Origin of the sequence: Micromonospora sp. NPDC000442 (assembly GCF_042898635.1) — a bacterium.
Classification (GTDB): Bacteria; Actinomycetota; Actinomycetes; order Mycobacteriales; family Micromonosporaceae; genus Micromonospora.
On sequence record NZ_JBIAYZ010000042.1, the window covers coordinates 1 to 12,513 of the forward strand.

Here is a 12,513-nt window from a genome sequence, read left to right on the forward strand (position 1 = left end):
TCGTGGTCGTTGCGGTCACCCAGGTGTCCCAGGTTCTCCAGCTTCGACTCCTGCAGGGCGGTGGCGATCGACACGACCGCGGCCCGCTCGTCCATGCCGGCCTTCTTCGTCGCGGCGATGATCGCCTTCACATTCGCGACCTGCTCATCGTTCAACTCGATCATCGACTGGTTGCTAGGGGTGCCGTGCGGCAACAGCGTGCCCATGTCCGGCTTGTCAGCCTGGACCGCGGCGATCGGGGTGATCGGTGTGGGCTCGTTGCTGGTGGTGGCGTGGTTCAGGGGGCCGGCCGCGAGTCCGGCGGCGGCGGTGAGGCCGGCGATGCCCAGGATGCTCTTGCGCAGCGTGGTGTTCATGGGGGCTCCTTCGCGTTCGGGGGTGAGGTCCGGCCCGCCTGCATAGGGGGTGGCGGTGGGACCGTGCGCGTGGGGTACCAGAAGAACTGGTGGCACCGTCGGCCTCAGGGGGTGGGCCGTTCGGTTCCGAGGGTCTGGGCCGAATGTCGGCCCGAAGGGGTGACGCGTGGGGCGGTGCCACTTCACGCGCCGGGACCATGTCCAACGACTGACCGGGGCGGGTCATTCCCGTGACCCGCCGGGCCCACCAAGGGGGTAGGTGGGGTAGGTGCTGCGTGGTCAGTTACCGGTTACAACGCCGACCGACCGCCGATCATTCCGTCCGGCCACCCGCCACCGCCCGCGAAAACCGGACACCACACCACACCACACCACACCACACCACACCGCCACCCGCGCTCCACCCCACCGAGCCAAATGGCTCGCCGACTCACGACATGCGGCAAATCGCGGTCTCCGGCGCCCGGGAAGGCCCGACTTGCCGCATCCGGCGACCGTCAACGCGTAGCAGGCCCGAGCCGGGTCGCCCGCCACCCCGAAACGCCGGGCTGCCGAACCACCACAGCACCGGATCTTGGTCCGAAACCGCCCACCAGAGGGCCGAATCGCACCAAGATCTCCCCGCCACCCGCCACCCGCCACCCGCCACCCGCCACCGCGCACCGCTGGGTGGTGGCGGGGCGGAGGTGGCCGGGGTTGCCGTCGGGGGGAGTTGGGCACTGCCCTGAGGGGTGTGGGGCGAGGGCCTAGGGTTGTTCGGGTGGCGACACTTCTGCTCCTGCGGCACGGACGCACCACCGCGAACGCCGACGGTGGACTCGCCGGTCGACAGCCCGTCGAGCTGGACGAGACCGGCCGCGCCCAGGCAGCCGCGGTCGGTGAACGGCTACGGATGGTGCCGTTGACGGCGGTGGTGACCAGCCCGCTGATCCGGTGCCGGCAGACCCTGGAACTGGCGCTGCCCGAAGCGTCGCCGGTGGTGGACGACGGTTTGATCGAGTGCGGGTACGGCAGCTGGGAGGGTCAGCCACTGAAGAAGCTGGCCAAGGAGCCGCTCTGGCCGGTGGTGCAGCAGCACCCCAGCGCGGCGGTCTTCCCCGGCGGCGAGGCGATGGCGCAGATGGCGACCCGGGCGGTCACGGCGGTACGCGCCTGGGACGCCCGCCTGAGCGCCGAGTACGGTCCCGAGGCGGTCTGGCTGGCATGCAGTCACGGGGATGTGATCAAGGCCATCGTCGCCGACGCGCTCGGCGTACACCTGGATCTTTTTCAGCGGATCGTGGTGGACCCGGCGTCGGTGACCGCGATCCGCTACACCCCCCTGCGGCCCTTCCTGGTACGCCTCAACGATGTCGGCGGTGACCTGGCCGGCCTGGTGCCGCCGCCCGGTAAGCGGCGTCGGCGGGCCCGCCGGCCGACGGACTCCGACGCCGCGGTCGGCGGTGGCGCGGGGGCGTCCCGGTGAGCCGCCCGGCTCCGCATCCCGCCACGGCGGGATCTGCTCGCACAGCGGCCGGGAAACGCGGCTTAGGGGGCGTCGCTATTCGGGTGGTCGGTGGGGTGCGCGCTGCGCGGGGCCGCCGGATAGGGTCGTGGGTATGACCCACCAGGTGCACGCCTTCGAGCCGCCGGAGCGGTTCGTCGCCGGGACCGTCGGGCCGCCAGGGGAGCGCACGTTCTTCCTTCAGGCGCGCGGCGGTGGCCGGCTGGTCAGCGTCGCGCTGGAGAAGGTCCAGGTCTCCCTGCTCGCCGAGAAGCTGGAGGAACTGCTCACCGAGGCCCAGCGTCGGTTCGGTGTGGAACTGCCCGAGGCTACCGTCCCGGCCGGTGACAACGACCCGCTGGAGACGCCGGTCGACGAGGAGTTCCGGGTCGGCACGCTGGGCCTGGCCTTCGACGCGGACACCGCGACCGTGGTGATCGAGGCGATCGCGGTCGGCGAGGCGGAGACCGAGATCGAGCTTGGCGAGTCGGAGGAGGAGGACGATCCCGACGATGTCGAGCCCGACGAGGATCTCGACCGGCTCCGCGTCCGGTTGACCCCCGAGGCGACCCGCGCGTTCATCGAGCGGGCCCGGCGCGTGGTAAACGCCGGGCGGCCGCCCTGCCCGCTCTGCGGCCAGCCCCTCGACCCGGCCGGCCATCTCTGCCCCCGGAACAACGGCTACCACCGGTGACCTCGTCTGGCGTGGCTCCCCGGCAGGACGAGGGGGCCGCGCTGCGCCTGCTGCGTGACGGTGAACTGACCGTCGAAGGCCGGCTCGTCGACGCCTCGAACACCACCCTGCGCGGCGTGCTGACCCTGGACGGGATGTCGGCGCGGTGCGTGTACAAGCCGGTGCGCGGTGAGCGACCGCTGTGGGATTTCCCGGACGGCACCCTGGCGGGCCGTGAGGTGGCCGCCTACCTGGTCTCCGCCGCCACCGGTTGGGATCTGGTGCCGCCGACGGTGCTGCGGGACGGGCCGTTCGGGCCCGGTTCCTGCCAACTGTGGATCGAGGAACCGCCCGACGCTGAGCCACTTGTGGGTTTCGTGCCGGCCGACTCGGTGCCACCCCGCTGGTTCCCGATCGCGGCCGCCCGCGACGACGACGGCACCGCGTACGCCCTGGCCCACGCCGACGACCCGCGGCTGGCCCGGCTCGCGGTGCTCGACGCGGTGATCAACAATGCGGACCGCAAGGGCGGCCACGTCCTGGTCGGTCCGGACGACCGGATTCACGGGGTCGACCACGGGGTTAGCTTCCACGTGGAGGAGAAGCTGCGTACGGTGCTCTGGGGGTGGGCCGGCCGTGCGTTGCCGGCCGACGCGGTCGACATGCTCGGCCGCCTGTCCCGTCAGCTCGCCGGTCCGCTCGGCGAGGAACTGTCCGAGCACCTCACCCTCGGTGAGATCACCGAACTGACCACTCGGATCGACCGGCTGTGCGAGAGCGGTCGCTTTCCGCAGCCGTCCCAGGACTGGCCGGCAGTGCCCTGGCCGCCGATCTGAGCCTGTCGCGTTGATCACTCGCCGGCCGGCGTGACGTCGCCCGACGGCTGGCTAGGCTGACGGTCATGGAGTCTTGGGTGGGGCACGAGGTGCCGCGACTGCCGGGCCGGAGCGAGCCGTTGCGGTTGTTCGACTCGGCGCGGGAGAGTGTGCAGCCGAGCGATCCGGACGGCACGGCCACCATGTACGTCTGCGGCATCACCCCGTACGACGCCACCCACCTCGGTCACGCCGCCACCATGATCACCTTCGACCTGGTGCAGCGGATGTGGCGCGACGCCGGCCATGAGGTCCGGTACGTACAGAACGTCACCGATATCGACGATCCGTTGCTGGAACGGGCCGAACGCGACCGTGAGGACTGGAAGGTCCTGGCGATGCGGGAGACGGCGCTGTTCCGGGAGGACATGGAGGCGTTGCGGATCATCCCGCCGGCCCACTACGTCGGGGCGGTGGAGTCGATCCCGGACATCGCCGAGAAGGTGCTGGTGCTGCTCAAGGACGGTGCCGCGTACCGCCTCGACGACGGCACCGGCGACGTGTACTTCGACATCTCGGCCGCGCCGAGCTTCGGTTACGAGTCCAACCTCTCCCGCGAAAAGATGCTGGAGATATTCCCCGAGCGCGGCGGCGACCCGGATCGTGCCGGCAAGCGTGACCCGTTGGACCCGCTGCTGTGGCGCGGTGCCCGGGACGGCGAGCCGTCCTGGCCGGGCGGAGACCTCGGCCCGGGCCGACCGGGCTGGCACATCGAGTGCGCGGTGATCGCCCTCGGCCTGCTCGGTTCCACCATCGACGTGCAGGGTGGCGGCAACGACCTGCTCTTCCCGCACCACGAGTGCTCCGCCGCGCACGCCGAGCGGTTGACCGGCGCGGCTCCGTTCGCCTCTCACTACGTGCACGCCGGCATGATCGGGCTGGACGGCGAGAAGATGTCCAAGTCCCGGGGAAACCTGGTCTTCGTCTCCCGGCTGCGGGCCGACCGGGTGGATCCGATGGCGGTCCGGCTGGCCCTGCTCTCCGATCACTACCGCGCCGACCGGTCCTGGACCGACGACCTGCTCACCGCCGCCCAGGAGCGGCTGGGCCGCTGGCGGCGGGCCGCCGCCGCGACCGCCGGGCCGTCCGGGTCGGCGTTCCTGTCCGGCGTACGCGAACGACTCGCCGACGATCTCGACACACCCGGCGCCCTGCGGCTGGCCGACGAGTGGGCCGAGCTGACCCTCGCCGGCGCCGACGACGACCCGGCCGCTCCGCACCTCTTCGCCGACACCGTAGACGCCCTGCTCGGCATCCACCTCTGACCCCACCCCCACCTCACCCGCGATCTTGCAGTTGTGGTCGCCATTACGCGGCTTTCGTGACTTTCGCGGCGACGGAAAGTGCAAGATCGCGAGGGGGTTGGGGGTGGGGCGGGGCAGTTCAGCCGAGGACGAGGCCGGGGTCGGGGTCGGGGTCGGTGGTGGGGGCGGGGATCTGATACTCCTCGGTCAGCGTGGTGACCGGGCCGGGCCAGGTGGCCTGGGCGACCTCGATGGGCCGGCGCTGCGGGTCGTACGCCACGTGTAGCAGGTGCAGCACCGGGGTGTCCGGTCGGATCTGGAGGGTCTCGGACTCCTCGCGGCTGGGCTGGCGTGCGGTGATCGTGTCGGTTGCGGTCGCGTACCGCCGGCCGGTGGCCTCCTCGGCCTCCTGGTAGAGCGGCCGGCCGAACGCCTCGGCCCGTTCCAGGGTGGTGCCGGCGGTGTCGGCGGGCAGGAACCAGGAGGCGCCCACCTCCACCGGTGACTCCTCGGTGCGGACGAGATGGCGGCGGCAGAGCAGTTCGGTGCCGTCGGGTACGCCGAACGCGTCGGCCACCTCGGGCGGCGCGGGGGAGCGGCCGACGGAGACGAGTTGCTGGCGATAGCGGGCCGCGAGGTCGGTGTGATAGCCGCGGAAGCCGCCGTAGCGGCCTCGGGAGAGCCGGTTGAGCCGTCGCCGGGTGCCCCGCACGTACGTACCGGAACCGGGTTTGGTGATCAAAATGCCCTCGACCCGCAGCTGGTCGACGGCGCGTTGCACGGTCTGCTTGGCGACCCCGAACATCTCGGCGACGGCGGGGATGGACGGCAGCCGTTCGCCCGGTGCCCAGTCGCCGCGTCGGATCTGGCTCTTGAGCTGCGCGGCGATCTGCCGGTGCGGGAACTCGGCCGCTCCCGGGTTGATCTGCATCCCGCCTCCTCATTTTCAGCTAGGTTCCTAGGATGCCGTACGCGGGGTGCGTGCCGCCACCCCGACACACATGACCAGACCCCGGGCCGATAACGACCCGGGGTCTGGAAAGCGGAACGGGGAGTGGGTTACCAGGAACCGGCGGTGGGGCCGGCGGATCCGCCCCGGCGGCGCAGGTACTTCTCGAACTCCTGGGCGATCTCGTCCCCGGTCAACGGGGTGATGCCCGCGTCACCGACGCGTTCCTCCAACTCGCGGACGTACTCGCCCAGCTCGGCGTCCTGCTCTGCGGCGCTGCGGACCCGCTGCTCCCACTCGGCGGCCTCCTCGGCCAGGTCGGCCATGGGCACCGGCAGGTCGAGCACCTCCTCGACCCGGTGCAGCAGGGCGAGGGTGGCCTTCGGGCAGGGCGGGTTGTTGGCGTAGTGCGGCACGTGGACCCAGAACGAGACGGCGTCGACCTCGGCGCGGGTGCAGGCGTCGTGCAGCACGCCGACGATGCCGGTCGGCCCGTCGTACCGGGTCGGGGTGAGCTGGTAGCGGCGCGCGGCGTCGGCGTCGGAGGCGCTGCCGCTGATCGGCAGCGGCCGGGTGTACGGCACGTCGGCCAGCAGGGCACCGAGCAGCACCACCCGCTCGACCTCCAGGCTGTGGCAGATTTCCAGCACCTGCTCGCAGAAGGTCCGCCACCGCATGCTCGGCTCGATGCCCCGGATCAACACCACGTCCCGCTCGGTGCCGGCGGGGCTGGCGACCGTGAACCGGGTGGTCGGCCATTCCACCCGGCGGGTGGCGCCGTCGGACATGGCGATGGTGGGCCGGCTGACCTGGAAGTCGTAGAAGTCCTCCGGGTCCAGCTCGGTGACGGGGCGGGCCTCCCACACCTGCTCCAGGTGCTCGACCGCCGCGGTGGACGCGTCCGCCGCGTCGTTCCACCCCTCGAAGGCGCAGATGGCGACCGGGGACCGCAGCACCGGCAGCCCGTCGAACTCGGTCACGCCGTCACCTCCTGCTCGTCACCGGCGGTCCGGGAGGCGGTCCCGGTCGTCCGCCCACGGTGCGTGGCGGTGTCGCTGTAGTCCTTCACGTCAGTCAGCCTACGTGCCGGGCCCGGACCCGGCCCGTCGGCCGCGCCGGATGGAACGGGCGTCGGCATCGACGTCGGGCTGCGCGGACACGGCCGGCAGCGCGCGGTGTTGGGCAATGCGCACCAAAACGGGCACAGTGATCCCGACGACACAATGTGGGATCGGACGGTACGCAGGGGTGCGGGCCCGCCTCGCCGCACTAACCTGAGGTCGTGCGGACTTCGTTGCTCGATGCGCTGGCAGACCGGATCCTCGTCACCGATGGGGCGATGGGGACGATGCTGCAGGCTGCGGACCTGACCCTGGACGACTTCGACGGCCTGGAGGGGTGCAACGAGATCCTCAACGTCACCCGGCCGGACGTCGTCCGCGGGGTTCACGAGGCGTACCTGGCGGCGGGCGCGGACTGTGTGGAGACGAACACCTTCGGCGCGAACCTGCCGAACCTCGCCGAGTACGACATCGCCGACCGGATCTGGGAGCTGTCCGAGGTGGGGGCACGGCTGGCCCGGGAGGCCGCCGACGCGTACTCGACCGCGGAGCGGCCCCGCTGGGTGCTCGGTTCGATCGGCCCGGGTACGAAGCTGCCGACCCTCGGCCACGCCTCGTACGCCAGCCTCCGCGACGCGTACCAGCAGAACGCCGGTGGGCTGATCGCCGGCGGCGCGGACGCGTTGATCGTCGAGACCTGCCAGGACCTGCTCCAGGTCAAGGCGGCCGTGATCGGGTCCAAGCGGGCGATGGCCGAGGCGGGCCGCACGGTGCCGATCATCTGTCACGTGGCGGTCGAGACCACCGGCACCATGCTGCTCGGCAGCGAGATCGGTGCGGCGCTGACCGCCATCGAGCCGCTCGGCGTCGACCTGATCGGCCTGAACTGCTCGACCGGCCCGGCCGAGATGGGCGAGCACCTGCGCTACCTGGCGCAGCACTCCCGCATCCCGGTGTCGGTGATGCCCAACGCCGGCCTGCCCGTGCTCACCCCGGACGGGGCGTACTTCCCGCTGGGCCCCGACGACATGGCCGACGCCCTGGAACGGTTCGTCGCCGACTACGGCGTCGCGCTGGTGGGTGGCTGCTGCGGCACGACTCCCGAGCACATCCGGGTGCTGGCCGAGCGGCTGCGTGACGTGCGGCCGGTGGCCCGCGAGCCGCGTACCGATCCGGGCGTCTCCTCGATCTACCACCACGTACCGTTCGCGCAGGACGCCAGCGTGCTGATGGTGGGGGAGCGGACCAACGCCAACGGCTCCAAGGCGTTCCGGGAGGCCATGCTCGCCGCCGACTGGCAGTCCTGCGTGGAGATCGCCCGTGGGCAGGCCCGCGACGGCTCGCATCTGCTGGACCTCTGCGTCGACTACGTCGGCCGCGACGGCACCACCGACATGCGCGAGCTGGCCGGCCGGTTCGCCACCGCCTCCACGCTGCCGATCATGCTGGACTCGACCGAACCGGCGGTGATCGAGGCCGGCCTGGAGATGCTCGGCGGCCGGTGCGTGGTCAACTCGGTCAACTTCGAGGACGGCGACGGCCCGGAGTCCCGGTACGGGCGGGTGATGCCGGTGATCATGGAGCACGGCGCCGCGGTCGTGGTGATGTGCATCGACGAGGAGGGGCAGGCCCGCACCGCCGCGGACAAGGTCCGCATCGCCTCCCGGACCATCGAGGACCTGACCGGTCGCTGGGGCATGCGACTGCCGGACATCATGGTCGACGCGTTGACGTTCCCGATCTCCACCGGTCAGGAGGAGACCCGCCGCGATGCTATGGAGACCATCGAAGCGATCCGTGAGATCGCCCGACGCTATCCGGGGATCAACTTCACGCTGGGCATCTCCAACGTCTCGTTCGGGCTCAACGCCGCCGCCCGGCAGGTGCTCAACTCGGTTTTCCTGCACGAATGCGTACAGGCCGGGCTCACCTCGGCGATCGTGCACGCCAGCAAGATCCTGCCGATGTCGAAGATCCCCGAGGAGCAGCGCGAGGTCGCCCTCGACATGGTCTACGACCGCCGCCGCGAAGGCTACGACCCGTTGCAGCGGTTCATCGAGTTGTACGAAGGCGTCGACGCCGCCTCGGCGCGCGCCACCCGGGCCGAGGAGTTGGCGGCCCTGCCGCTCAACGAGCGGCTCAAGCGGCGGATCATCGACGGCGAGCGCAACGGCCTGGAAGCCGACCTCGATGCGGCGATGGCGGCCGGCACCGCCCCGCTGCTCATCATCAACGACATCCTGCTGGACGGCATGAAGGTCGTCGGTGAGTTGTTCGGCTCCGGTCAGATGCAGCTGCCGTTCGTGTTGCAGTCCGCCGAGGTGATGAAGACCGCGGTGGCGTACCTCGAACCGCACATGGAGAAGGCCGACGACGACGGCAAGGGCCGCATCGTGCTCGCCACCGTCAAGGGCGATGTGCACGACATCGGCAAGAACCTGGTCGACATCATCCTGTCCAACAACGGCTACGACGTGGTGAACATCGGCATCAAGCAGCCGATCTCCGCCATCCTCGATGCCGCCGAGCAGCACCGCGCCGACGCCATCGGCATGTCGGGTCTGCTGGTCAAGAGCACCGTCATCATGAAGGAGAACCTGGTCGAGATGGCGTCGCGCGGGGTCGCGGAGCGCTGGCCGGTCCTGCTCGGTGGTGCCGCGCTGACCCGGGCGTACGTGGAGGACGACCTGCGGTCGATGTTCCCCGGCCAGGTGCACTACGCCCGCGACGCCTTCGAGGGGCTGTCCCTGATGGACCGGGTGATGGCCGCCAAGCGTGGCGGCGCGCCGGTCATCGATCCCGAGCGGGAGGCCGCTCTCGCCGCCCGCCGGGCCCGCCGGGAACGGCAGCGTGCGGTGGTCGCCGAGTCGCTGCCGGAACTGCACGACACCTCGGTACGCTCCGACGTCGCGGTCGACGTGCCGGTGCCGGTCGCACCGTTCCACGGCACCCGGGTGGTCAAGGGGGTGCCGCTGGCCGACTACGCGGCACTGTTGGACGAGCGGGCCACCTTCATGGGCCAGTGGGGGCTGCGCGGTGCGCGTGGTGGCAAGGGCCCGTCGTACGAGGAGCTGGTGGAGACCGAGGGCCGGCCGAGGCTGCGCTACTGGCTGGACCGGCTGATCGCCGACCAGGTGTTGGAGGCGGCCGTGGTGTACGGCTACTTCCCGGCCTACTCCGAGGGCAACGACCTGGTGGTCCTGGACGAGAACGGGCACGCCGAGCGGGCCCGGTTCACCTTCCCCCGGCAGCGGCAGGAGCGGCGGCTGTGCCTGGCCGACTTCTTCCGCCCGCGCGGCGAGGAACTGGACGTCGTCGCGTTGCAGTTGGTCACCGTGGGCCAGCCGGTCAGCGAGTACGCGGCGAAGCTGTTCGCCCGCAACGAGTACCGCGACTACCTGGAGGTGCACGGGCTGTCGGTGCAGCTCACCGAGGCCCTCGCCGAGTACTGGCACAAGCGGGTCCGGGCCGAGCTGAAGCTGCCCGACGGCCGTACCGTCGCCGACGACGACCCGACCGACCTGGCCGGCCTGCTGCGCACCGACTACCGGGGCTGCCGGTACGCGTTCGGCTACCCGGCCTGCCCCGACCTGGAGGACCGGGCGAAGATCGTGGACCTGCTCGGTGCCGAGCGGATCGGGGTGCAGCTGTCGGAGGAGTTCCAGCTGATGCCGGAGCAGGCCACCGACGCCATCGTCGTCCACCACCCCGAGGCCAGCTACTTCAACGCCAAGTGATCACCGCAGGTGCCGTGGCCTGCAAATCCGGCGCCTGCGGTAGGCGTTGAATGAACCATGATCTGCCGTCTCCAGGCCGTCACAGCTTCCGGTTCGTCATCGTCGGCCTGGTCCTCACCGAACGCCTTTCGATGGCCCGGCGGGTACGGTCCTCGCTGGTCGGCAGCAGGTGGGTGTAGGTCCGCAGGGTGAATCCGGGGTCGGCGTGACCCAGGTACATCGACAGGGCCTTGATGCTCTCCCCGGAGTCCAGCAGGACCGAGGCGTAGGTGTGCCGCAGGACGTGCTGCCGTTGTGCCGGTCGTCCGGGATACCGATGGCCCGGAACGCGGGCTTCCAGACGCCAGGGTTGAACTTCGAGCGGCTGAGCGGCAGGCCGTCCGCGCTGGTCAGGTAGAGCGTGACCGGCTTCGGGTCGCCGGTCGGAGGTGGTTGGGCGCCAGTCCACGTAGTGCGGACGAAGGCCGACGGGATGGCTTGGTGACGCGGCCTGCGGCGAGCCAGAGCTCGAACCTAGCACTTGATCTCGGTTCCGGTAGGACGATGTCGTGGGGGAGCCGATGGCAAGCCGGAGGTTGAGGGGTGCGTAGCCGGACGCTAGGTGCGCCGCGAGAGACCGCGCGGCGACAAGGCCGAGAGGCGTACGAACGACTTCGCACGTCCTTCATCGTTGCGGCGCAGGCTGGTGTGGCGGCTGAGCTGTCTTGGTTCATGACGCGCGAAGTGCTGGACAACGCGGAGCCGTTGTTCGCGCCCGCCGTAGCGGTCGGCACGATCGCGGGAGCCTTCAGTAATCGGATCAGGCGAACGATCGAAATGCTCGCCGGGGTGATCGCCGGGGCAGTGGTTGCGCATTTGATTACACGGGCCATCGGAGCAGGGCCGGCACAGACCGGCGTGGTCGTGGCGATCGCTATCTCCGCGGCCGTCTTGTTTCGGGGCGGCGGCGGGGTGATGGCGCAGGCAGGAGGCACGGGCCTGCTGTTGGCGTCGGTGGCGCAAGGACCAGATCTGGCTGTGGCGCGAACGGAAAGTGCCCTGGTCGGTGGAGTCGTTGCGATCGCCGTCGCGTTTCTGATTCTGCCGCTCAACCCGGTGCGCGTCCTACACCGCGCTACCGGTAAGACAATGGATGCCTTCGCCCGTGAACTGACCGCTACCGCTACCGCCCTGGCCCACCGTGACCGTCAAAAAGCCGAGGACGCCCTGAAGCGCTTCTCTACCACCTGGGAGCAGAGAGCAAAGACGACCGACCTGGTCGCCGCAGCGCGGCAGGTCGTGGTCCTCTCACCTTGGCGGAGACGACGGCTTGGAATTGTGCGCCAGTACGAGCACGCCGCCGAGCACCTCGAAAACGCCTACACCAGCGCCCACGACATAGTGCACTGGACGGTAGTGACCGTACGGGCCGGTGAACCGGTACCGCCCGGCCTTCCCGCGTCGATCGAGCAAATCGGCCAGGCGCTGAGGCTCGTGTACCGCGACTTCTTCGCCGCCCGGGAGCCAGCTCAGACGCGAGCGCGCGCATTGCGGGCGATCAAAGAAGTCGACGAAGCCTGCGCCGAAGGCGTCGAGTTCTCCGGCAATGTTGTCGTCTCACGAGTACGTGCCGTCGTCGGCGAGTTGCTCCAAGCGTCCGGACTGCCACAAGCCGAGGCGAATCGCCTGGCCCACATCAGGCCCAACTGAGACTGACCAACGACGACTGCCGCGTCCGAGGTGAAGCGATGTGGCGTCCGCTTTGACCGTCGATGCCTGCCAGCGAGATCAATACAACGCCAGTGATCATCGCAGGTGCCGTGACCTGCACTTCCGGCACCTGCGGTAGGCGTTGAACCATGATCATGCCGTTTCCAGGCCGCCACGGGCTTCCGGTTCGTCATCGTCGGCCTGGTCCTCACCGAACGCCTCGTCAATGGCCCGGCGGGTACGGTCCTCACTGGTCGGCAGCAGGTGGGTGTAGGTCCGCAGGGTGAATCCGGGTTCGGCGTGACCCAGGTACGCAGGCGCCGCATTGGCGCTTGGCCGGCTCATGCCGGTACTAAAGGACGTCTCGTAACTCGGTGGAGGCGTTGCCGGGTAACGATGTTGGTGTCATCCGGTGAGGATGATGTTGTGGAGGTGGGCGATGCCGG

10 protein-coding genes and 1 pseudogene are annotated in these 12,513 nt (G+C 70.2%); 6 read left to right on the forward strand and 5 right to left on the reverse strand.

Features of this window, described 5'->3' with window-relative positions:
* Nucleotides 1-356, reverse strand: a pseudogene (locus ACFY2A_RS30280) (hypothetical protein); the annotation flags it as partial.
* A 733-nt stretch (nt 357-1,089) separates the two neighbouring features.
* Between ACFY2A_RS30280 and ACFY2A_RS30285 the strand changes: the two are divergent.
* The 4 genes from ACFY2A_RS30285 (at nt 1,090) to mshC (ending at nt 4,652) form a co-directional block, all read left to right on the forward strand.
* Nucleotides 1,090-1,821 carry a histidine phosphatase family protein gene (locus ACFY2A_RS30285; protein ID WP_363924775.1) on the forward strand — a complete coding sequence of 244 codons (732 nt, stop codon included), beginning with the start codon at nt 1,090-1,092 and terminating at the stop codon, nt 1,819-1,821.
* A 133-nt stretch (nt 1,822-1,954) separates the two neighbouring features.
* The gene (locus ACFY2A_RS30290; RefSeq protein WP_387176728.1) at nt 1,955-2,533 is read left to right on the forward strand and encodes a DUF3090 domain-containing protein; all 579 of its coding nucleotides are present in this window, start codon (nt 1,955-1,957) and stop codon (nt 2,531-2,533) included.
* Complete coding sequence (locus ACFY2A_RS30295) at nt 2,530-3,348, forward strand: SCO1664 family protein (RefSeq protein ID WP_363924773.1); 819 nt, start codon at nt 2,530-2,532, stop codon at nt 3,346-3,348. The genes ACFY2A_RS30290 and ACFY2A_RS30295 overlap by 4 nt, the downstream gene beginning before the upstream one ends.
* Nucleotides 3,349-3,413: 65 nt before the next feature.
* On the forward strand, nt 3,414-4,652 hold the full coding sequence (mshC, locus tag ACFY2A_RS30300; RefSeq protein ID WP_387176730.1) for a cysteine--1-D-myo-inosityl 2-amino-2-deoxy-alpha-D-glucopyranoside ligase: 1,239 nt from the start codon (nt 3,414-3,416) through the stop codon (nt 4,650-4,652).
* A gap of 118 nt (nt 4,653-4,770) precedes the next feature.
* Here the strand turns inward: mshC and ACFY2A_RS30305 are convergent, their stop codons facing one another.
* Both ACFY2A_RS30305 and ACFY2A_RS30310 read right to left on the reverse strand, forming a co-directional pair.
* A complete protein-coding gene (locus tag ACFY2A_RS30305; protein ID WP_387176732.1) occupies nt 4,771-5,562 on the reverse strand; it encodes a GntR family transcriptional regulator in 792 nt (263 codons plus the stop codon).
* 128 nt (nt 5,563-5,690) lie between these two features.
* Complete coding sequence (locus ACFY2A_RS30310) at nt 5,691-6,560, reverse strand: PAC2 family protein (RefSeq protein WP_093402074.1); 870 nt, start codon at nt 6,558-6,560, stop codon at nt 5,691-5,693.
* Nucleotides 6,561-6,862: 302 nt separating this feature from the next.
* Between ACFY2A_RS30310 and metH the strand changes: the two genes are divergently transcribed.
* Entirely contained in the window at nt 6,863-10,378 is a 3,516-nt protein-coding gene (gene metH / locus ACFY2A_RS30315; protein ID WP_387176734.1) for a methionine synthase, read from the forward strand.
* A gap of 79 nt (nt 10,379-10,457) precedes the next feature.
* Here the strand turns inward: metH and ACFY2A_RS30320 are convergent, their stop codons facing one another.
* Nucleotides 10,458-10,898, reverse strand: a complete 441-nt coding sequence (locus ACFY2A_RS30320) for a tyrosine-type recombinase/integrase (protein ID WP_387176736.1) — start codon at nt 10,896-10,898, stop codon at nt 10,458-10,460.
* 167 nt (nt 10,899-11,065) lie between these two features.
* Between ACFY2A_RS30320 and ACFY2A_RS30325 the strand changes: the two genes are divergently transcribed.
* Complete coding sequence (locus ACFY2A_RS30325; protein ID WP_387176738.1) at nt 11,066-12,067, forward strand: aromatic acid exporter family protein; 1,002 nt, start codon at nt 11,066-11,068, stop codon at nt 12,065-12,067.
* 153 nt (nt 12,068-12,220) lie between these two features.
* Here ACFY2A_RS30325 and ACFY2A_RS30330 read toward each other — a convergent pair whose 3' ends face one another.
* The gene (locus ACFY2A_RS30330; protein WP_387176740.1) at nt 12,221-12,412 is read right to left on the reverse strand and encodes a hypothetical protein; all 192 of its coding nucleotides are present in this window, start codon (nt 12,410-12,412) and stop codon (nt 12,221-12,223) included.
* Nucleotides 12,413-12,513: the final 101 nt, after the last annotated feature.